Annotated in this window: 20 protein-coding genes and 1 pseudogene; 6 read left to right on the top strand and 15 right to left on the bottom strand. The window is 69.7% G+C overall.

Annotation, left to right across the window (positions count from 1 at the left end):
• Positions 1-2 precede the first annotated feature (2 nt).
• Positions 3-1,070 (bottom strand): ABC transporter substrate-binding protein, encoded by a 1,068-nt coding sequence (locus ABD143_RS14915; protein WP_343977515.1) that lies wholly within the window; start codon positions 1,068-1,070, stop codon positions 3-5.
• A gap of 256 nt (positions 1,071-1,326) precedes the next feature.
• On the bottom strand, positions 1,327-1,545 hold the full coding sequence (locus ABD143_RS14920) for a hypothetical protein (protein WP_343977518.1): 219 nt from the start codon (positions 1,543-1,545) through the stop codon (positions 1,327-1,329).
• 231 nt (positions 1,546-1,776) lie between these two features.
• Between ABD143_RS14920 and ABD143_RS14925 the strand changes: the two genes are divergently transcribed.
• The 4 genes from ABD143_RS14925 to ABD143_RS14940 all read left to right on the top strand — a co-directional run bounded on the left by ABD143_RS14925 (position 1,777) and on the right by ABD143_RS14940 (position 4,756).
• Entirely contained in the window at positions 1,777-3,087 is a 1,311-nt protein-coding gene (locus ABD143_RS14925) for an MFS transporter (RefSeq protein WP_343977521.1), read from the top strand.
• A gap of 53 nt (positions 3,088-3,140) precedes the next feature.
• Positions 3,141-3,368: a hypothetical protein gene (locus tag ABD143_RS14930; RefSeq protein WP_343977524.1), complete on the top strand. Its 228-nt coding sequence runs from the start codon at positions 3,141-3,143 to the stop codon at positions 3,366-3,368.
• A gap of 384 nt (positions 3,369-3,752) precedes the next feature.
• Positions 3,753-4,316, top strand: coding sequence for a Chromate resistance protein ChrB (locus ABD143_RS14935; RefSeq protein ID WP_343977966.1), 564 nt, complete (start codon positions 3,753-3,755; stop codon positions 4,314-4,316).
• Complete coding sequence (locus ABD143_RS14940; protein WP_343977527.1) at positions 4,313-4,756, top strand: YkvA family protein; 444 nt, start codon at positions 4,313-4,315, stop codon at positions 4,754-4,756. The genes ABD143_RS14935 and ABD143_RS14940 overlap by 4 nt, the downstream gene beginning before the upstream one ends.
• Positions 4,757-4,778: 22 nt before the next feature.
• Here ABD143_RS14940 and ABD143_RS14945 read toward each other — a convergent pair whose 3' ends face one another.
• The 11 genes and pseudogenes from ABD143_RS14945 to ABD143_RS14995 form a co-directional block, all read right to left on the bottom strand.
• Positions 4,779-5,066, bottom strand: a complete 288-nt coding sequence (locus tag ABD143_RS14945; protein WP_343977530.1) for a lipopolysaccharide assembly protein LapA domain-containing protein — start codon at positions 5,064-5,066, stop codon at positions 4,779-4,781.
• A 38-nt stretch (positions 5,067-5,104) separates the two neighbouring features.
• Entirely contained in the window at positions 5,105-5,518 is a 414-nt protein-coding gene (locus tag ABD143_RS14950; protein WP_343977533.1) for a DUF7144 family membrane protein, read from the bottom strand.
• Between the two features lie 258 nt (positions 5,519-5,776).
• The gene (locus ABD143_RS14955) at positions 5,777-6,445 is read right to left on the bottom strand and encodes a GAP family protein (protein WP_343977536.1); all 669 of its coding nucleotides are present in this window, start codon (positions 6,443-6,445) and stop codon (positions 5,777-5,779) included.
• A gap of 244 nt (positions 6,446-6,689) precedes the next feature.
• A complete protein-coding gene (locus ABD143_RS14960; protein ID WP_343977538.1) occupies positions 6,690-7,691 on the bottom strand; it encodes an AI-2E family transporter in 1,002 nt (333 codons plus the stop codon).
• 297 nt (positions 7,692-7,988) lie between these two features.
• On the bottom strand, positions 7,989-8,600 hold the full coding sequence (aroQ, locus tag ABD143_RS14965; RefSeq protein WP_343977541.1) for a gamma subclass chorismate mutase AroQ: 612 nt from the start codon (positions 8,598-8,600) through the stop codon (positions 7,989-7,991).
• A 181-nt stretch (positions 8,601-8,781) separates the two neighbouring features.
• Positions 8,782-9,609 carry a GMC family oxidoreductase gene (locus ABD143_RS14970; protein ID WP_343977969.1) on the bottom strand — a complete coding sequence of 276 codons (828 nt, stop codon included), beginning with the start codon at positions 9,607-9,609 and terminating at the stop codon, positions 8,782-8,784.
• Positions 9,610-9,621: 12 nt separating this feature from the next.
• Positions 9,622-10,515 (bottom strand): annotated as a pseudogene (locus tag ABD143_RS14975) (GMC family oxidoreductase); the annotation flags it as partial.
• A 748-nt stretch (positions 10,516-11,263) separates the two neighbouring features.
• Entirely contained in the window at positions 11,264-12,199 is a 936-nt protein-coding gene (locus tag ABD143_RS14980; protein WP_343977544.1) for an AraC-like ligand-binding domain-containing protein, read from the bottom strand.
• 135 nt (positions 12,200-12,334) lie between these two features.
• Positions 12,335-14,080: a Na+/H+ antiporter gene (locus ABD143_RS14985; protein WP_343977548.1), complete on the bottom strand. Its 1,746-nt coding sequence runs from the start codon at positions 14,078-14,080 to the stop codon at positions 12,335-12,337.
• Between the two features lie 937 nt (positions 14,081-15,017).
• On the bottom strand, positions 15,018-16,550 hold the full coding sequence (locus tag ABD143_RS14990; RefSeq protein ID WP_343977551.1) for an MDR family MFS transporter: 1,533 nt from the start codon (positions 16,548-16,550) through the stop codon (positions 15,018-15,020).
• Positions 16,547-17,140 (bottom strand): NADPH-dependent FMN reductase, encoded by a 594-nt coding sequence (locus ABD143_RS14995; RefSeq protein WP_343977554.1) that lies wholly within the window; start codon positions 17,138-17,140, stop codon positions 16,547-16,549. The genes ABD143_RS14990 and ABD143_RS14995 overlap by 4 nt, the downstream gene beginning before the upstream one ends.
• Before the next feature lie 120 nt (positions 17,141-17,260).
• Between ABD143_RS14995 and ABD143_RS15000 the strand changes: the two genes are divergently transcribed.
• The gene (locus ABD143_RS15000) at positions 17,261-18,019 is read left to right on the top strand and encodes a TetR/AcrR family transcriptional regulator C-terminal domain-containing protein (RefSeq protein WP_343977557.1); all 759 of its coding nucleotides are present in this window, start codon (positions 17,261-17,263) and stop codon (positions 18,017-18,019) included.
• A 13-nt stretch (positions 18,020-18,032) separates the two neighbouring features.
• Here the strand turns inward: ABD143_RS15000 and ABD143_RS15005 are convergent, their stop codons facing one another.
• Both ABD143_RS15005 and ABD143_RS15010 read right to left on the bottom strand, forming a co-directional pair.
• Positions 18,033-18,461, bottom strand: coding sequence for an imine reductase family protein (locus ABD143_RS15005; protein WP_343977560.1), 429 nt, complete (start codon positions 18,459-18,461; stop codon positions 18,033-18,035).
• On the bottom strand, positions 18,428-18,913 hold the full coding sequence (locus tag ABD143_RS15010) for an NAD(P)-binding domain-containing protein (protein ID WP_343977562.1): 486 nt from the start codon (positions 18,911-18,913) through the stop codon (positions 18,428-18,430). Before ABD143_RS15010 ends, ABD143_RS15005 begins: the two co-directional genes overlap by 34 nt.
• Positions 18,914-18,999: 86 nt before the next feature.
• Between ABD143_RS15010 and ABD143_RS15015 the strand changes: the two genes are divergently transcribed.
• Complete coding sequence (locus ABD143_RS15015) at positions 19,000-19,149, top strand: hypothetical protein (RefSeq protein ID WP_343977564.1); 150 nt, start codon at positions 19,000-19,002, stop codon at positions 19,147-19,149.
• Positions 19,150-19,156 lie beyond the last annotated feature (7 nt).

Genomic DNA, 19,156 nt, shown 5'->3' on the forward strand with positions numbered 1-19,156 from the left:
GGTCAGTTGGCCGACCCGATGAGCGAGTTGAACTGGTCGCGGACGGACTCGCCGTCCGTGGCGATCTTGTTGTAGTCGATGTCCAGGACGTTCATGTCCTCGATCGCCGGCTGCCCCTCCGGCGGGGCCATGCCGTCCACCGCGGCATAGTTGCCGTCCTCGATCATGAGCTGCTGCACCGCCTCGGTCAGCAGGAAGTCGGCCAGCAGCTTGCCGGCGGCCGGGTTGGGCGCGCCGGACACCACCGCGCTCGGCGCCGCGACCAAATAGACGCCGTCCTCGGGGAACACCCATTCGACCGGCTGCCCCTTCGCCTTCGCCTCGGCAACGTAGGTGCTGTTGACGAACGCGGCGACGCTGCGCTCACCGAGCACGACCGTCTCCATCAGCTGGTTGTTGCTCTTGACTATGAACGGCTGCTCCGCCTTGAGCTTGTCGAACCATTCCCAGCCCAGGTCGTTCGCCAGCCCGGCCGTGACGATCAGGGAGCCGGAGCTGAAGTTCGGGTCGACATAGGCCAGGTCGCCGGAGAACCGCGGGTTCACGATGTCGCCCCATCCGGCCGGCGGCTCGGTGACCTGCTCGGTGTTATACGCCATCACCATCGCGTTGGTGCGTGTGGAGATCCAGCAGCCGCCGGCGTCCTTCGCGTAGGTCGGCACGTCCGCGAAATTGCGCGGCTTGAAGCAGGTGAGGTCGTTCTCCTTCTGGAGATTGATGAAGGCGGCCGGATCGGAGATCGTCAGCACGTCGTTCTGGACGCGCTTGGCCTCCTTCTCCAGCAGATAGCGCTGCAGAATGTCGTTGCCACCGGAGCGCTGCACCACCACTTCGATGTCGTATTCCTTGGTGAACATGTCGGCGATCTGCTGAGCGCGTTCACTCGGCACCGACGTGTACCAGACCACCCGGCCTTCCTCATGGGCGGCCTCGACGAGTGTGTCCAGCGTCGCCTGGTCGGTGATCTCGGTGATCGACGCGGACGGTCCGTCCGGGCCATCCGGCGTTGACATACACGCGGTGAGCACCAGGGCGGCTGAGGTGAGCAGAACCGGGATTCGGGATCGCATCGTTGCGCCTCGGATCGAGTAGCGGCAGGGAGGGTGATCCGCGACGACACGAGGCCGACCTTGGCGGACCACCACCCGACCGTGGCCGGTGATGGGGATCACACAGATCATATCTGATATGATCCTTTGGAGTCAATGCTCTGCCGCTCGCCGCCCTCGCCGGGAGGCAGCGTGGGGGCCTGGTGCTCGGCGCAACGGTCGACGAGCAGGCCCGACCACAGCCGGTGCGCGAGTCGCCGGCGGGTTCAGGAGGTCGTCAGCTCTCCTCGTCGCCCGCGGTCCAGACGACGGCTACCGAACAGTGCGCCTTGTGCAGCCTCGCGTGGCTGACCGAGCCCGCCATCGCCATCGCGACCGACCCGACCAGCAGCCCGCTGACCCCGCCGTGCCCGCGGTCGCCAAGCCCGAGCGTCTCGCCGACAGTGGGGGACGCCGGGAGCGTCACGATCTCGTCGGCCCCGCGGCGACCCACCATGCGGAACTGCGAGGCAGCGGCGAAAGGCCGAGGTTGTCACGCAGGGTGGTGCCCGCGGAGCGGTTCGACGATGCGCGCCGGGGCCGATCGCTGGGTGACCTTGGCCTCCATCGACGCCCGGTCCAGGTCGCCAGCATGAGGCATCAGTAAGGTGCAAGTGAGATGCAAGTTGTCTACTAGTTGGGCGGCGCCGGGAGCGTGCGGCTCCTGAGTCGTAGGAGGACTGGTCCAGTGAGCGCGATCCGGAAGCAGGTTCGGTCCAGCGGTTGGAAGCTCGTCGCTCTGGCGATGCTCTGCTGTGGCTGGGCCGGCAACGAGTTCACGCCTCTGTTGACCCTGTATCGCGAGGTCGGCTACTCCGCCGCCACGGTCGACGCCTTCTTCGGCGCCTACGTCGTCGGAGTGGTCCCGGGCCTCCTGGTGGGTGGCCCGCTCTCGGATCGGCACGGTCGCAAGCCGCTGCTAGTGGCGGGTACCGCCCTGTCCGGGCTCGCCAGTGCCGTCCTGGCTGCGGGTCCGGATGAACCGACCCTGTACATCGGCCGGTTCCTCGCCGGCGTCGCCGTAGGCATCGCCATGGCCGTGGGCAGCAGCTGGATCAAGGAGCTGTCCGGCCCGCCGTACGAGCGGTCCGCGGATTCCGGGGCAAGTGCGCGCCGCGCCTCCGTGGCGGTGACGGCCGGGTTTGCAGCAGGCGCGGCCGTCGCCGGCGTGCTGGCGCAGTGGGGACCGTGGCCGATGGTGTTGCCGTACCTGGTGCAGGTGGTGGTGGCGGTGCCGTGCGTGATCGCGGTGAGCCGCGCCCCGCAGCCGCGCCCTGCCGGGGTCGCCGGACCGCTGTGGGCGGACCTCAAGGTGCCCGCCGCCGGGCACCGGCGCTTCCTGAGTGTCGCGCTTCCGCTGGCACCGTGGATCTTCGGCGCGATCGGCCTCGCCTACGCGGTCACGCCTCAGCTCGAAGCGGGCATGACCGGGCACTGGCAGCTCGCGTACGCGACGTTGCTCAGCGTCGTGACCCTGGGCACGGGTGTCGCCGTCCAACCCGTGGCCAAGCGTCTCGACAAGCTCAGCAGCGCACGTGCCAGCGTGGTCGCGCTGGCGCTGGTCCTCGTCGGCGTCCTGGCGATGGCCGCGAACGCCGCCCCGCGGTCTCCCTGGGCCGCCGTCGCGATCGCCGCGGTGCTCGGCGCGGGCTACAGCATCGCCCTCGTCTCCGGCCTGCGGGAGGTCCAGCGCATCGCGACCGCCAGGGACCTTGCAGGGCTGACCGGCATCTACTACGCGACCTCCTACACCGGCTTCCTGCTGCCCACCGCGCTCGCGCTGGCGTCGGCAGCCGTGTCCTACACCGTGCTCTTCCTGGCGGTGGCCGGACTCGTCGGCTGCAGCCTGGTGGTCGTCCTGTTCAACTCGACGCGGAACCTTCCCACCGACGCACGGCCGGGACGGCCGGACGAGGCGCGTCGCAGAGGAGCCCGCCGCGATGCGGCGATGAACACACCCGCCTCCGCGGCAGCCATTGAGATACAAGATGTATCCTAAGGATGTCTCATAGGGTTGCCGCGGCGAGCGGCACCAGAAAGTGGAGGTGTTTCGTGAACTGCTACATCTGTGAGTTCGAGGCCCGTCGTCGCCCGATCGGCCTCTCCGGGCTCCCGGAGCGCGCAGCCGTGGCCGTGTGCCACGAGTGCGGCGCGGGGGCGTGCTTCGACCACGCCGTCGTCCTCGAGGAGCCGCCGCACCACCTGCCGGCGGCTCGCCTCTTCGCCTGCGCGACCTGCGCTTTGGCTGACGTCCCGGCCGAGGTGGGGAGGGCGGCCTGACCACGCCCACGGGCCAGGAGAGCTCGATTCGAATACCGCGGTCTCAGTGCTGAGACCGCGGTTTTTGCCATCTCGGCGCCCAATGCGGCCGGCCCTCAGGGTGCGAGCCCGAGCGCGCACTGACCGCGGCGCGTCGACTAGCGCGGTACCGGCACGTCGGCGCCTGCGGCAGAGCTCAGCCCGGTCGTGCTCGGTGAGCGGTCGCGGATCGGGAAGGCCGACCGCATGCGCCTCGCAGACGAACAGCCGGACAGTGTGTGGCCGCGGATGCCCGATCCTGAGCTTGACTGGAGCCGTAAGCCGACACGACACGCTGCAATGTTACGGGTGTAACATTGCAGCGTGACGCTCGCTACATCGCGGACGGAGTGGTTGGTCGTGAGCGTGTCCACTGCGGGCGCTCCGGACTCGTTGCGGGTGCACGTGTGGCGGAAGTTGCGATCGTTGGGCGCCCTCTACCTGCAGCAGTCCGTGTGTCTGCTGCCAGCGCAGGAGAGGCCTAACCGGGATGTGCGGCGGCTGGCCGATCGAGTCCAGCGCGAGGGCGGCACAGTGCGGGTGCTGCGGATGACGTTCGCCGACCCGCAGGAAGAATCGGATGTGATCGCCGAGCTCAACACGGCCCGCGACGGCGAGTACGCCGACGTGCTGGAACGGATCCCCGCGTTGCGCCAGGAGTTGGCACAGGAACGGGCCCGCGGGCGGCTCACCTACGTCGAGGTGGAGGAATCCGAAGCTGACCTGAGCCGGTTCCGCAGCTGGTTGACCAAGATTCGCGAACGCGACTACTTCGGGGCGCCGCTGGGTGCCTCGGCCCGTGCCGCTGTAGAGGACGCGGCCGCTGAACTAGCCGCATTCGAGGCCGCCGCGTTGGAGTCCGAGGCTCCGCCCTCCGGCACCAGTCCGGCTGATGTTCGGCCCCAGCTGCGGATGGTAGATCCGTCATGACCGGCGCCTGGTGGTCGGACCTGCTGATCAGCGTCGGCGCCGCCTTGCTACTGGCCTGGCTCGCCCTGCTAGCCGTGCTCGTGATCGCCCGCCCTCGCGGCGGGCTGCTCCCTGAAGCACTGCGAATCCTGCCAGACGTGTTGCGCTTGATCCGCCGCCTCGCCGCCGATCGGTCCCTGCCCACGGGCGTGCGGGTCAGGCTTGCCCTCCTCCTCGTTTATCTGGGGCTCCCCATCGATCTGGTCCCCGACTTCATCCCGGTTCTCGGCTACGCCGACGACGCAATCATCGCCACCGCCGTCCTGCGCAGTGTTGTCCGCCGAGCCGGCCTCGAAGCTGTACGCGCACGTTGGCCTGGTACCGACGACGGGTTCGCCGCACTCACCCGCCTCGCCGGACTCAGCAGACGAGCCAATGGGGAACGGGGCCATGTCACGTGATATCCCCCAGTGCGGTGCAAGGTCAGTCCCGTCGGTCTTCGCGGCGCGCCTTGCGGCGCCGATGACGGCGCATCACGCCGAGTCCGAACCACACCAACGCTCCGACCAGCGCCGTCACGAGCGCCAAGAGCCAAAGCGGCCAGGTGAAACTCCAGAACAGGAACGTGAGAGTGACGCGCTCGGTGTTCTGGATCATGAAGATGACCAGCAGCACGACGCCGGTGAGCGACGCGATCGCTCCTCCGCTGAGCCGGAGCTTCTGGCGTTCCGCGACGTCGCCGGCGCTACCACCAGGACTCTGCCGGACCATGAACGCTTCCTCTCTGTCGTGCCTCCGCCGCCGCGATGTCAGACGCGGGTCGCGTCGCCGTGCACGACGACCGTCCAGATCACGACCGCGGCGACCACCATGATCAGAATTGCGCCGACGGGGTAGGCGGCGAGAAACGCCAGCTGGACTATTCCGTTCAAGCCTGCGACCAGCACCGCGACCACCCGGGCCCACCCGGCCCCGATGAAGAGCGCGATTCCGGCGATCACCTCTACGACGCCGATTGCCAGCAGCACCCAGCCCCACGCGGCCACGTCGAGCGCGACGACGCGCTCGGCGTCGGCCACGACGAAGCCGCCCGCGAACAACGCGGTCAGCCCGTCGAGCGCGTTCCACACCCCGAGAACGATCAGGAGCACACCCACCCCGACGACCATCCCGAACCAGCCCGACGCGCGGCGCGCGCGACCCTCCTGGAGACCCTCACCCACCGTGCTCATCCCTCTGGCCCGAACGCGCTCTCCCTGCGTGCTGCCCGCTGGGTACGGACATCCGAAGCCTCCTGGGCGAAGCCGGCCCTACAATCGCCGACGATCGTCGCGCCGCCACGTCACGATCTCCTCATCCGCGGGGGGTGAGCCGGCGACCGCTCGGGACTCGAGCGATCACCCCGAGGCTCCGGTGCACGCGCCCGGCGTGGCACCTGCCGCGGTCGGGTGTTCGCCGGACACCCGCGCCGACGGTCCGGGTCACCCCGGCAGCGGTCCGACGGGACCACAGGCCACAAGCAGGTAGGCACCGAGCGCACCGAAGAACACCACGGTTATCGCCCGCCTGTGCCGGCGCGCCCACGAGGTCATCCGGGTGAGGAGGTCCCTCATCTCCGACGGTCGGTGAACCGACACCACCAGAGCGACGACGGGCATGCTGAACCAGATGGCGTTGTAGACCACCACCTGCACGATGCTGTCCAGCGTCGACGTCGCGTCGCCGACGATCGCGTTCAGTGCGGTCAGGTAGACCAGCCCGGGCAGGTGGGTGAGCACCCCTGCCGCCGCGGCGTTCGACGGCGACAGGTCCTGCATGTGGCGACGCATCCACGTCGTGGCCGGATGGGCGGTCTCGGCGCGGGGCCGAGGCAGCCAGCCGACCCATACGGCGCCGGCGTAGCAGAGTGCGACGACGCCGAGCGCCGTGCCGATCAGCCGACGTCCAGCTTCGTGTGAGCCGGCCGGACCGAAGCCGTGCAGGAGAACGACGACCAGCGTTCCGATCGCGATACTGAACGCAAGACCCGCGAGGACGTAGGCCACCAGCAGTTGCTGCGGCCGCCGTGTGGAGAGCATCGCGACCACGGCCGCTGTGCTCGTCGGGCGGACGATGGCAGATACGGCCAGTATCAGCGCCTCGGGGCTCATGACGTGCGGACCCGGCGATCAGGAGCCGCGGATCCGACCCTTTCGGTCCTGGAACTCGACCTCATCGAGCACCGTGGCTCACGAGCTCGGTCGGGCTGCCGAAGTCGTCACGCGGCGAACGCTAGACCTGAAGACGGTTTCCGAGGTCACCCGCGGCGAGCGAAATTGCCGTCCATCCGCGGCGGCTCGCCCGCTCCCCCCTCCCAGGAGATCAGCGGCGCGCAGTCCGACCGTCGTCCGGCGTTCAGGGCGCTGACCGCGGGGGCCGGTCGGCGAGGAACGCGTCGATCCACCGGGTCCGCGGATCGATGTCCACCAGCAGTGACTTGACCAGCAGCGTGAGCGGAACAGCGAGCAGGGCGCCGAGTGCCCCGAGCACCCAGCCCCAGAACACAAGTGACAGGAAGGTGGCCGTGATCGACAGCCCCACCGCCCCTCCGACGAACCGGGGCTGCAGGAAGGTCTGCAGCACCACGTTGATGACCGAGAAGCACACGATGACCGCCAGCATGAGCTGGGGCCCTCCGTGGAGCAGCGCCAGCAGCGCCGGCGGCACCATCGCGATCAGGAAACCCACGCTGGGGATGTAGTTGGCGATGAGCGACACCAAGCCGAACACGAGCGCCAGCGGCACCCCGAGAACCCACAGCACGGCGACGTCGAGCACGGCGATGATCAGCCCGAAGACCGTGGACACCTGGATGAAACGGCGGGTGCCCACTGCGAAGGATCGCAGCCCGACCACAACGTCGGGGCGGGTCTCCGCGATCGCCCGCAGCCGCTCGGGGAACGTCGCGGAGTCGACGGCCATGAACAGCAGCACCGTCAGGATCAGTGCGAGGACAGAGAACGTACCGGCCAGCTGACCGAGCAGGCCCTGCAGGAAGCCGGCGACGCTACCGAGGTCGATCTGGCTCAGCGCCCTCCCGATCTGCGTCGGATCGACGCCTACGGTCGCCAAGGCCGCAGAAGCACCAGAGAGCAGCGCATCGAGCCGGTCCGCGTATGTCGGCAGCAGCCCCGCGAGCTCGGCGACCGCATATGCCAACGCGCCCGCGAAGCCGAGCAGGATCGCGTAGACGGCGGCCACCGTGACGACCACCCCCAGCCCAGCGGGCAGCCCGCGCCGGCGCAACGCCGACACCATTGGCGTGACGGTCAGGATCAGCACCAGGCCGAGGAACACCGGGCCCGCCACACCACCGAATGCGCGCAGCCCGGCCACGACCACGACGGCCGACGCCAAGCCGAGGAGCGGGGGCGCCCGCAGACCGGTCGGGGGCGGGAGTTCGTCTGTCCCGGTGGCCTCCGGCGCGGTTGCCGAACTCGACGGTGGCGAAGGTGGTGGTCCGGGCTTCGGCTCGGCGGAACGCGACTCAGGAACATCCACGGCGAAATCCTCCCAGCCGGAGCCCGCGGTAACGGGTGTCGCCATGGTGGTCCCGGGCGCGAAATAGGCGGAGTTCACCCCCAGAACGACCGACTTGATCGAGAGAACCGTGAAGCGCGCCCGCCCGCCCGGCCGGCACACATCTCCCCGCGGTCATTCCGGCGGTGCGCAGACCGACCGAAGGGCGACCTTGAGCGCCGTGCGGTGGAGGGCGTCGAGGTCGGTACGACCCGCCGCGAGATCACAGCTGGCGGCCGGGATCCGCACCCCCGCGGCGTCCCGCAGCCCGCCGAGCAGCGCGGTGGTGAGGCGATCGAGCCGCGGCCGCACCTCGGCGGCGAGGTCGGGGGCCTGGGCCGGGCGCAGATCGGGCTCCGCGGTCCAGCGCTGGTACAGGCCGCGCTGGACGACCTTGTTCGCCTCGATCTGGTCGCGGAAGAACCGGGTCGCCTCCGCCGGCTCGACGCCTGCCCCCGGCGCGGCGGCCGCCACCTCGTCGAGGACCTGCTGTTCCCTGGCGGGGTCGTCGATGGGATCGGGTGTGCCGAACTTCGCCGCGGCCACGACGTCGGCGAGCGTGATGCGCTCCACGACGAGGTCGGTCAGCCGGCCCATCGTTTCGGCCTCCGGTGGGGCGGGGGCTGGGGAGGCCGGGGCCGGGGAGGCGGGGGCCGGCGGGGCGGCGGCCGCCGGGGCACCACACCCGGCCGAGATCACGACGACCGATGCGCCCAGCAGCCGGGCCAGCATCCTGCGGAGAGTCATCCAACAGCCTTCCTGCGGCGCACCAGGTGCCCCGCCAGCGCGTTGATCCAGGCGACGCGGACGGCGAGGGCGAAAGCTGAGCGAGCCCAGGCTCGACAGTGCGAACGCGGCGACGAACGCCACACCCGTGCCCGCCGAGTAGGCGGCGGCGCACCGACCGAACCACGCACGAGCAGCGACGTCAGGGCCTGATCAGCTTCCGTCCCGGTCCTGTGCGGGTAGGGGCGGAGGCCCGGATCGGCCCTCGTGGTGCTGTCGAGTGTCGAGCAGTGTTATCGCACGGTTCGTCATCACATCTGCCTCCCGACTCGACTGTCACGTTCGGCCCAGTGAACCCACGCAGGATGTTGTCCTGGCCGGCATCGGACGCCTGCAGATCTTCTCCGGTGATCATGGCCGCGGCGCGTTCGGCGATGGCCAGCACCGTGGCGTTGGTGTTGGCTCCGGGGATCGAGGGCATCACAGATGCATCCACGACGCGCAGCCCGTGGATCCCGTGGACCCGAAGTTGTGTGTCGACCACCGCGTCCTGTCCGGTGCCTATCCGGCATGTGCCGATCCCGTGGAAATAGGTCCCGACGTCACGGTTCAGGAATGCGCGGGTCGCGGCGTCGCTGGTGACCTGAGCGCCAGGCAGTACTTCGTCCTTGCGCCATGGGGCCAGGGCCTGTGAGCCGCCGATCTCGCGTGCCATCGACAGGCCGGTGAGCATGCCGGCCATGTCGCGCTCGTCGGTCAGGACGCGTGGATCGATCGATGGCGGCACCAGAGGATCGTTCGATACCAGTCGTACCGATCCCCGACTGTGCGGCTGCAGGAGAGCGAACGCGATCGAGAAGCCGCTCTCGGGTCCTGGCAAGCCTGGTGGGGTCATCGGGAGGTCGACCAACAACAGGTGCATGTCCGGCGCGCTGAGCTCAGGATCAGAGCGCAGCGCGGCAAGAAGGTCGCCGTGGTTGTTCGTCCCTTCCGGCATCGGCTGGGCCGCCGAGTACACCACCACTCCCATTGGGTGGTCGGAGAAGTTCTCTCCCACACCACGCAGGTCGAGCTCCACCTCGATACCCAGCGAGCGCAGCCTGTCGGCCGGGCCGATCCCGGACAGCTGCAGCAGTTGCGGCGAGCCGACGGCACCGGCACACAGCACCACCTCCCTTGCAGCCCGTGCCGTGCGCAGCCTGCCGCCATGTGCCTATCTCACACCGGTGCAGTGGCCTTCGGACATCACCAGGCTCTGGACCAGCGCGCCGGTGAGCACTGTCAGGTTCTCCCGGTCCAGGACCGGATGCAGGTAGGCATCCGCGGCGGACTGGCGGGCACCGTCGACGACGTTCGTCTCGTACCATGCCGCGCCCTCCTGCTGGGCTCCGTTCAGGTCAGCCGTGACCGGGTAGCCCAACTCCTGAAACGCTTCCATGCAGGCGATGGCGGTCGGGTGGCGCTGGGAGGTCGGCCTCGGCTTCATCGGACCATCTACGCCGCGATAGCACTCGTCGAGGCCCTCGGTTTGCTCACTGCGCCGGTAGTAGGGCAGCAGATCGTCATACCCCCAGCCCTTTGCCCCGGCCGGGTCCCACGCGTCGATGGCCGAGCGGTGGCCGCGCAGGTGTGCCATTGCGTTGATGCTGCTCGAGCCACCCAGCACCTTGCCTCTCGGATACGGCAGAACAGCCCCGCCCAACCCGCGCTGCGGCACGGTCGCATAGCCCCAGTCGACCTCGCTGCCGATGAGCGCCGGCCATGCCGGAGGAACCGACATCATCGCCGGGCCATCAGCAGGCCCCGCCTCCAGCAGGAGTACCTGCACATCCCGCTGCTCGGACAAGCGCGCCGCCAGGACCGAACCCGCCGTACCGCCACCAACCACCACGAAGTCATAGGAAATCACGTCGGAACAACCACCTGTCTGCGCCATGGTTCGAAGCTGAAGTATTTCCCTTGGCTGTGCTGCCCAACCGCCGTCATTGCAGCTGTGCAACGGTGACCTGCAGTTTGGTGAAGCCGCGCAGGATGTTGTGCAGCGCGCGCTCGCTGTCGCCCAGCTCGAAGCGGCGCACTCGGCGAGCGAGCGCGCTACACACGGGCCTGCTGCACAGCCGCGTCGGGCTGATGTGGCACGGTTCGGGTCACGTTCACTCCCTGCTCGTGGCGCTTCGCGGTCACGGCGTCAGGTGAAGGAAAGGTTCAGTTGCCGGCCCACAGGCGGTCACGTCCGCCCGATTGTCCATTTCCTACCGTTTCCGCTGACCGAACGCCGTCCCCCGACGATGCCATTGCGCAAGTAGCGATCACGAGATCGACGGATTCTGTGCACTGCTTGGCGAGAGCCGGTGCCGACCGTGGAGAGTCGGCAACCGCCGAGCCCTAGCCTAGTGTCCCGCGCCGCAAGTCCAACACATATCTCCACGGCCCAGCTCCCCGCTGGGCGCACCGGCGCACGGCCCGAGTACGCCCGGTACGAGGACCGCGCCCCGGCACACCCAGCGGAAACCTGGATCCGCCGATATACGCACCGGACTTCCGGCGCGGGACACGAGAATCTGTTTACGGTGCGCGAATCCGGATCGTCTGCACATTCGTCACGGTCGGGCGACGCACTCGGCTCGGGACAAGACCGGCCGGCTTTTCGCCGTTGTGGTCGGTGCCGGGCGCCGTGGCAGCCGTCACCCGCCGGTCGGGTCGATGGGCACCGCTCGCCGGATGTCAGCGGCTGTGCAACCGAACTCGGCCTTGAGCGCCCGGCTCAGGTGCGACGCGCTCAGTACGCCCCAGCGGGCCGAGATCGACGCGACGGTGCGCCCAGCGAGCGCGGGATCGGCCAGGTCTCGCCTGATGCCAAGCAGCCGCTGGTGCCGGATCCACGCTGCAAGGGAGAGCCCTCGTGCCTGGAAGAGCTTGTGCAGATACCGGACGGAGATCCGATGCGCCTGGGCGACGGAGGCCACGCAGAGCGCCGGATCCGAGAGTCGGGTCATGCAGTAGGCCAGGATCTGGTCCGCCAGGTCACTCTCGGTCGGCGGGGCCGACGCACCGACCAGTTCCGAGATGATCAGCGAGGTCACCGCGTCGCCCAGGTGTCGACCCGCGCTGCCGGAGAACTCGGCGTCACCGGCTCTCAGGGTGTCGGTCATGGCGCGGAAGAGCCCGCTGATCACGCGACGCAACGCAGTGTCCGTCGTGAGTCGCACGGCCGACTGCCGTTGCAGCACGTCGGCGTGGGCGCCGAGATGACCACGAGGAACTCCGATGGCGATGATCTCGTAGGGCTCGGTGAAGGCGAGCTCGTAGGGCCGGTCGCTCGTGTAGACCGACAGATCACCCGGCGTGAGTAGGCACTGCCGGCCGTCCTGCTCGATGCCGCTCCGGCCTCGTGTCTGCAATGTGATCTTGACGAGCTCGGGATCGCCGGAGGTGATCAGATCTGGGGTGCGTCGAACCATGCAGGACGTGGTGGCGATGCGCGCCAGCCCTACGTCGCTCGCCTGCGCGCCGTCGAACTCGAAGCGGAACGGCCTCGGACCGACAGGCGTGATCCGCAGCGGCACGAACGCCGCCGAACCCATCTCCTGGAGCTTCTCGGCCTGCCCACCGTCGTTCATCTGCCCTCCGTGACATGCTCGCTCGTGGGTACACACCGACGCTGGACACGAGGTGGACCCGGGTATCGCAACCCGCAATGACGCGACACGCTGAGCTACCGGCCCTCGGCAGGCAGCGCCTGTTCTCCTTGCCCGTCAACCGCCCTTGCGTGGCCAAAAATTGTGGCCGAAGGTCTCGTGGACTCTCTGGCGCCACTGCCGACTTCTGCGCCCCGGTCGATCACCGGCCACACGCCAGGAGAACGCCTGGCGCGGCGCCTCCCATTCAGCCTCCGCTGTCGACGATGGGGACAGCGACAACTCCTCGGCGTCCAGCCTCGCCAGCTCCCGCTGCAGCACGACGTTGTCGATCAGGCCGGAGTTGCGCAGCCGGATGATCGCGGCGCGCTGGTGGGGCAGCAGCGCGCGACGCAGCCGATGGTCGTGATGGTGGTGCCGCGCGTTCGAGCCCGCAGCCGCCGTGTCGTGCCCGGCGGTTCCGGGGTCGGCCAGGGTGTGCATGTGCTCCTCGTGGTCGGCGTGCACCCGGTCGGCGACCGCGGGGGGGACCCCGAGCCGGGCCGCCGTCGGAGGCAGCGCCGCCAGCCCGGCCGCGGCAGCGGTGCGCTCCGCCAGCCGCTGTTCGCGGGCCTCGGCGCCGTCATCGGGCAGCCGCGCCCAGCGCAGCACCGCGGGCAGGGTGAGGCCCTGGACCAGCAGCGTCACCAGGATCACCCCGAACGCGACGACCACGATCAGGCCCCTGCCCGGGAACGGGGATCCGTTGTCCATGGTCGTCGGCACGGCCAGCGCTGCAGCCAGCGTCACCCCGCCGCGGAACCCGGCCCAGGCCAGCGGTACCCGGTGGCGGGCGCCGATGCGACGCGCCCGCTGCTGCGGGCGGCGATCCAGCGCCCGGACGAGGTAGGGCACGGTGTAGAACCAGACCAGCCGGGTGCCGATCACCGCGGCGCTGACCAGCAGGGCGTCGCGCAGGCCCTGCCCCATCGAGTACGAGCTGAGGGCCAGGTCGTGCAGCGCGTCCGGCAACTGCAGGCCGACCAGGACGAACAGCGCGCCGTTGAGCAGGAAGGTTGTCAGTTGCCAGAACCCGTCGGTCTGCAACCGGCTCCGGCCACAGCCAAGGTGGGGACCGACGTGACTGAGTGCCAGTCCGCACACGAGCACTGCGAGCACACCGGAGGCCTGGATCTGCTCCGCGAGCAGGAACGCCACGAACGGGGTCAACACATAGATCCCGTTCTCCGGGAGCCTCTCGTGGGAGCTCCGGCGAGCCAAGAAAGCCAGACCGGCCACCACTAGGCCCACCACGGTGCCGCCCAGGTAGGAGATCGTGAGGCTGCCAAGCGCATTGCCCCAGCTGACCGCCTGAGCGCCGGTGGCCACCGCGACGGCGACCGCGAACAGCACCAACGCGACGCCGTCGTTGATCACGCTCTCCGCGCGCAGGCTGGTCAGCATGCGCCGCGGCATCTGGTCGGCCACCGTGGCCAGCGCCGTCGCGTCGGTCGGCGCGACCACCGCGCCCAAGACCCAGGCCACCGGCCAGCTCAGGCCGAGCGCGCGTCCGACCATGGCCACAGCGGCGGCAGTCGCCAGCACCAGCAGGATCGAGGAGAGCAGGACCATTCGTAGGTTGGCCCGGATCTCGCGCAGCGAGGTGCTCAGCGCCTCGGGGAACAGCAGTGCCGGCAGGAACAGCAACAGGACCACGCCCGGCGACAAGAGCACGGCCCCCATCCACGGCAGGAAGGCCAACAGCACCCCGCCCAGCAGCAACACGACCGGCGGGGCGACCCGCATTCGCCGAGCCAGCCAGGTCAGGACCAGCACCGCCGCCAGCACCGACACCAGGACCTGCAGCCCGTGTGGGTTCTCCATCAGCGCCGCGCCCCCAACCCGACCGGAGCGCCGTGGGCCCGGCGACATACTCGATGCCGACCGCAGCGGACGGGTCCGGCGACACCCGCAAGGTGAGGCCAGGCGGATCGCTGATCAGGTTCCGGACCTGCCCGGCCCCCACCGGGCCCCGCGACCCGCGCAGTGCTGGATCGATGTCCTCGACCAGGAACGCCACCCCGGCACCGTCCGCAGCGTTGCGAACCGGGTCGTCCCGCTCGGGGACGAAGCAGACCGGGCAGGTGGTGGGAACGGCGCCCCCGGTAGAGCTCACCGGCCGGCCGATTGGGTGCGAAGCAACCGTAGGAATTGCTCACACTGTGCTCCTTCGATTCACACTGTGCTCCTTCGATTCGTCGGGTCCGGCACGCAAGGTTTCGGCCATCCGCGAAGTCGGCGGATCAGCTCACCCCGGCCCGCTTCTCGGTTTCTGCGGCGCAGCGCCTTCTGAATTTCTGCGGCGCAGCGCGTCGACAGATTTCTCGGCGAATTTCTCGGCAATCGACCGTGACCCGCCCACGGAGGCGCTGCCGGCGCTGCACGAGCACAGACGCCCGATGGCGCAGCGGGATCTCCCCAGGTTTCGCCGTGCGGACCACGCTACGTCACCTCGCTGGTCGATGTGCTCGAGCAGCAGGACCGGGGCCGCGAGGTAAGTACCTACTCACCGCCGGGATTTACCAGCCAGATCGCTGATCGCCCAGATCCACTCCGCGAGCGCGCAAGGCTCCCCAGCGGCCCTTTACCGTCCCGGTGACGGATGTCTCATCAGATCAGAGTGACGGTGGCTTGTTCGCTTTGTGCATAATCGTCTACGGCTTCCGGATTCCGCAATCCGTGAAGCGTCTATCGTCCGTGCCGGCCACAGGAGTGGGGACGGCGGCAGGGGCTCACCCGCAAGCCGGGTGCTGGCGTCATCTCACTCACCTCGGTTCGCGGGCTCGGTACCGCCAGGGAGCGGGACCTCGCGGATGAAGACCGCCGCCGTGAGCGCGGCGACGGCGGCGATGATGCAGAGCAGGAACACCAGGACGCTTCCGGAGGCGACGGCGTGCTCGTAGGCGACGCGCACCGGTTCCGTGACGGCCTGCAAGCTCGCGGCGTCGAGTTGCACGGAGCCGGCCTCGGCCCCACCCGCCGGGCCGATGCGTTCGGTGACCACGGCCTGCACCCGGTCGGCGAAGACCGCGCCCATCATGGCGACACCGACCGCGCCTCCGATGGAGCGGAACAGCGTGGCCGAGGCGGACGCGACGCCGATGTGCTGTGGATCGACGCTGGTCAGCGAGATGAGGACGGTGGTCTGCATCATCGAACCCATCCCGACGCCGAAGATCGCCAGGTACACCGCGGAGAGCCAGAATCCGGTGCCGACGCCCATCGTGGCGAGCAGCGCCAGCCCGGCCAGGATGAGCACGGTCCCGAGCACCACCACGGGCCGGTATCGCCCGGTCCGGCTCATGTACCGGCCCACCACCACGTTCGTGACGACCAGCGCCCCGAACACGGGCAGCAGCAGGAAGCCGGAGCTTGTCGGCGAGGCGCCCTGCACCGCCTGCTGGAACAGCGGCACGAACGTCAGGACGCTCGTCATCCCGAAGCCGAACGCGAAGCCGACCACGGTGATCAGCGAGAAGTTGCGGTTGCGGAACACGCTCAGCGGGATCACGGGCTCGGCCGCCCTCCGCTCGACCAGCACGAACGCCACCGTGCCCGCCACGGCCAGCCCGATCAGACCCAGCGCTTCCGGCGAGGTCCACGGAATCTCCCGCCCGCCCCACGTCGTCACCAGCACCACCGCGCTGATGGCCACGGACAGCGTCACGGCGCCGAGGTAGTCGATGCGCGCCAGCGCGGGCCGCCGCTTCTGCAGATCGAGCATGGTGAACGTCAGTACCAGCGCCACCAACCCGAGCGGGATGTTCACGAAGAACGCCCAGCGCCAGCCGAGCACGTCGGTGACGAACCCGCCCGCGATCGGGCCGCCGATCATGGCGACGCCCATCACCATCGACATCATGCCCTGGTAGCGGCCCCGTTCCCGCGGCGGAACGATGTCCGCGATGATCGCCAGCGCGCCCACCATCAGGCCTCCCGCGCCGACCCCCTGCACGGCACGGAAGACGACCAGTTGCTCCATCGAACCGGCGGCGCCCGCGAGGGCCGAGCCGACCAGGAACACGACGATGGAGAGCGCGAACACGCCCTTCCGGCCGTACATGTCGCCGAACTTGCCCCACAGCGGCGTGGTGACGGCCATCGCCAGCGTGTATGAGGTGACAACCCACGCGAGCAGCGCGAGCCCGTCCAGCTCGCTGATCACGGTCGGCATCGCCGCGCTCAGGATCAGGTTGTCGAGAGTGGCGAGCAGCATCGCCAGCAGCAGCGCGACGAGCGCGGGCCGCACCCCGTACGGCTGCTCACGGACCTCGACCCCGGCCGGGGCGGTCATGCCGAGTAGGGGCGGGCCGCCCTGGCCTCGCGCAGCGCCCGGCCGAACCAGACGAGCTGATCGAGCATGGTCTTGGCCGCACCGTCGGCGGCCGGGTCGGCCATGCGCCCGTCCGCGTCGAACTTCCCCCACACGCCCGCGAACGTGACGGTGTCGCGCACCGTCACGGCGTGCAGCTCGGCGAGCACGAGCCGCAGGTGCTCGACCGCGCGCAGCCCGCCGGAGATCCCGCCGTAGGAGACGAACCCGACCGGCTTGGCGTGCCATTGGCTGTTGTGCCAGTCGATCGCGTTCTTCAGCGACGCCGGGAAGCTGCGGTTGTACTCGGGCGTGACCAGCACGAAGGCGTCCGCCGCCGCCAGCCGCGGCGTCACCGCCGCGAGCTGCTCCATCGCCTCGGGCTCGGGCGTCTGCCCGAACGCCGGCAGCACCGTCGGCAGCGGGGTCTCGACCAGGTCGACCACGTCGATGGTCACGTCGTCGTGCTCGGCGGCCCGCTCGGCGAACCAGCGCACCACCACGGGCGCGATCCTCCCCTCCCGCGTGCTCCCCACGATCACCGTGATCGCGATCTTGTCGTGCTCAGCCATGGCGCTCCCTCGACTCGCTGCGTACGTTGTATCTGAATAGATACAACGTACGCGCCGCTGCGTACGTTGCACAAGCCCCGTACCCTGTACTCGACCGACAGCGCACGGAGAGGTGGTCGCATGGCGGAGCAGACCGGGCGACGGGAAGCAGGCCCGGCAGCGGGCCCGGACGGCGAGCCCGTCTCGCTGTGGGAGCGCCTGGAGCGCCCGCCCGTCGCGCGCACCGTGCTGACGCACGAGCAGATCGCGGCCGCCGCGATCGAGATCGCCGACGCCGATGGGCTGGCGGCGGTCACGATCCGCGGCCTCGCGGCCCGGCTGGATGCGGCGCCGATGGCGCTCTACCGCTACGTCAAGGGCAAGGACGAGGTCTTCGAGCTGATGGTGGACGCGGTCGTCGGCGCGGAGCCCGACCTCCCGCCGGCCGCGACCTGGCGGGAGGCCATGCGGGCGCAGGCGCACCGCACCCGGGACACCACCCTCGCTCACCGGTGGCTGATCCAGGTGCCACCCCAGGCCCGGGCCGCGCTCACCCCGCGCCGGTTCGCCGCGATCGAACGCTCGCTGGCCGCCCTCGACGGCCTCGGGCTCGACGCCGACCACCGGATGGCTGTGTTCGATACCGTCACCGCGTACGCCACCGGGGCGGCCGCCACCGAGACGACGATGCTGCAGCTGATGGAGGGTGCGGGCTGGAGCTCGGGCCATGAGCTCCGCACCGCGCTCGGTCCGCAGATGCGGTGGCTCATGAGCACCGGCCGCTACCCCGCCTACCAGCGCACCCTGACCGAGTCCCGCCACATCGACGACGCGTCGTGGCGGTTCGAGCTGGGACTGGAGTGCGTGCTCGACGGCATCGCCTGCCGGTTGGGCATCTGAGCGCTCCCAGGGCTCAGCCCTTCCTGAAGTGCTCCACCAGGCGCGAGTAGCTGTCCTCGGCGTGCCCCGCTTCGACGGCCGCCGCCACGAGGGCGCGCGTGTAGCCGGGGAACTCGGCGTCGATGCCACGCGCGCGGCTCTCCGCCACCAGGTCCTCGACGGACGGTAGGTGGTGCTGGAGCGCCCCGAACTGCACCGCGTGCTCGCCGCGGTCGATCTCGTCGGCCAGCGACGGCAGGGAGGACAGCAGCGCCGCGACCGACGGCGCGGCGTCCGACAGGAACCGCTCGATGCTCAGGCCCTCGTCGGAGAGCAGCGCGGCCGCGTGCAGGAACCCGTTGAGAACACCCCACATGGTGCCGTGCACAGCCATCCCGTAGAGCGTGGGCACTCCGGCGTCACCCGAGATCAGGCTCCCCCTGCCGCCGACCAGCTCCAGCACGGGGCGGAAGCGGTTGTACACCGACGCGGCGCCGCCGTAGAACACCACGGCGTCCGGGTGCCCGATGGCCGGGCGATCGTCATGATCTGGCCGTGCAGGTACTCGGCACCCCGGTCGGTGAACCAGTCGGCCGTTGTCCTTGCCTCCGCGGACGTGCCGTCTGTCAGGTTCAGCACGGCTCTCCCCGCGAGCGCGGCGCCAGCCGGTTCGAGTACCTCGCGGACGGCGGTGTTGCCCTTCACGCTCACCACCAGCAGCGGGCCGGCGGCGACGGCGTCGGCCACTGTGGAAACCTGCCGTGCTCCCTTGGCGACGAGGGCGGCCGCCTTGCGCGGCGTGCGGTTCCACACCGTCGTCGGGTGGCCGCCGTCCAGGAAGGCGGCGGCGAGCGCCGAGCCCATCTCCCCCAGGCCGATCACGGTGAGCGCGTGCGGAACGTCGGTGCTGGTCATCGTTCGTGTCCTCTCTCGGGTCCTGTCCGCACTGTGGCCGTCCCCGCTTTCGGACTTCGCTCGATCGGCACTCGTTACGATGCGGCATGCGCTTCGGGGTCCTCGGCCCGCTCGAGGTGTGGACGGCGGACGGCGCCCCGGTGCACGTGCCCGAGTCGAAGGTCCGGGCACTTCTTGCCGCATTGCTGGTGCCAGCGGGCCGGCCGTTGCCCGTCGAGGCGCTGATCCGGGAGTGATGGGGCA

Origin of the sequence: Pseudonocardia aurantiaca (assembly GCF_039526725.1) — a bacterium.
GTDB classification, from domain to species: domain Bacteria; phylum Actinomycetota; class Actinomycetes; order Mycobacteriales; family Pseudonocardiaceae; genus Pseudonocardia; species Pseudonocardia aurantiaca.

What these genes read in the sequence shown, in the direction of transcription:
- ABD143_RS14985 (WP_343977548.1), bottom strand. Translation starts at nt 14,080, where the DNA reads ATGGAGAACCCACACGGGCTGCAGGTCCTGGTGTCGGTGCTGGCGGCG.
- ABD143_RS14970 (WP_343977969.1), bottom strand. Translation starts at nt 9,609, where the DNA reads ATGGGAGTGGTGGTGTACTCGGCGGCCCAGCCGATGCCGGAAGGGACG.
- ABD143_RS15010 (WP_343977562.1), bottom strand. Translation starts at nt 18,913, where the DNA reads ATGACCAGCACCGACGTTCCGCACGCGCTCACCGTGATCGGCCTGGGG.
- ABD143_RS14945 (WP_343977530.1), bottom strand. Translation starts at nt 5,066, where the DNA reads ATGGTCCGGCAGAGTCCTGGTGGTAGCGCCGGCGACGTCGCGGAACGC.
- ABD143_RS14915 (WP_343977515.1), bottom strand. Translation starts at nt 1,070, where the DNA reads ATGCGATCCCGAATCCCGGTTCTGCTCACCTCAGCCGCCCTGGTGCTC.
- ABD143_RS14980 (WP_343977544.1), bottom strand. Translation starts at nt 12,199, where the DNA reads ATGAACGACGGTGGGCAGGCCGAGAAGCTCCAGGAGATGGGTTCGGCG.
- ABD143_RS14955 (WP_343977536.1), bottom strand. Translation starts at nt 6,445, where the DNA reads ATGAGCCCCGAGGCGCTGATACTGGCCGTATCTGCCATCGTCCGCCCG.
- ABD143_RS15015 (WP_343977564.1), top strand. Translation starts at nt 19,000, where the DNA reads ATGCGCTTCGGGGTCCTCGGCCCGCTCGAGGTGTGGACGGCGGACGGC.
- ABD143_RS15000 (WP_343977557.1), top strand. Translation starts at nt 17,261, where the DNA reads ATGGCGGAGCAGACCGGGCGACGGGAAGCAGGCCCGGCAGCGGGCCCG.
- ABD143_RS14920 (WP_343977518.1), bottom strand. Translation starts at nt 1,545, where the DNA reads ATGGTGGGTCGCCGCGGGGCCGACGAGATCGTGACGCTCCCGGCGTCC.
- ABD143_RS14990 (WP_343977551.1), bottom strand. Translation starts at nt 16,550, where the DNA reads ATGACCGCCCCGGCCGGGGTCGAGGTCCGTGAGCAGCCGTACGGGGTG.
- ABD143_RS14995 (WP_343977554.1), bottom strand. Translation starts at nt 17,140, where the DNA reads ATGGCTGAGCACGACAAGATCGCGATCACGGTGATCGTGGGGAGCACG.
- aroQ (WP_343977541.1), bottom strand. Translation starts at nt 8,600, where the DNA reads ATGACTCTCCGCAGGATGCTGGCCCGGCTGCTGGGCGCATCGGTCGTC.
- ABD143_RS14940 (WP_343977527.1), top strand. Translation starts at nt 4,313, where the DNA reads ATGACCGGCGCCTGGTGGTCGGACCTGCTGATCAGCGTCGGCGCCGCC.